The sequence below is a fragment of the Winogradskyella poriferorum genome, from assembly GCF_050618035.1.
In the GTDB taxonomy this organism is placed as follows: domain Bacteria; phylum Bacteroidota; class Bacteroidia; order Flavobacteriales; family Flavobacteriaceae; genus Winogradskyella; species Winogradskyella poriferorum_A.
Genome location: NZ_JBODPY010000153.1, coordinates 1 through 231, shown reverse-complemented (window position 1 = coordinate 231; position 231 = coordinate 1). Strand labels below are relative to the sequence as shown.

General features: G+C 28.6%; 1 protein-coding gene. It reads left to right on the top strand.

What is annotated here, in order from left to right:
• Nucleotides 1–48 precede the first annotated feature (48 nt).
• Nucleotides 49–231: hypothetical protein (locus tag ACRHOC_RS15280; protein ID WP_431159454.1), on the top strand; the 183-nt coding region annotated here is incomplete at its 3' end.

Sequence of the window (231 nt, the reverse complement as noted above, 5' to 3'; positions counted from 1 at the left end):
TTTGACTAGAGCTAGATATAAAAATTTAAAACAAAAAATATATATATCATAGCAAAAGAAAATATTAATGTATCGGAAGAGAATATCTTTCCATTAATTAATAAATTCTTGTACAGTGATCACGAAATATTTTTACGTGAACTTATTAGTAATGGTACGGATGCGACGTTAAAGTTAAAGCACCTTACTAGTATTGGCGTGTGCAAATCTGAATATGGGAATCCAAAGAGT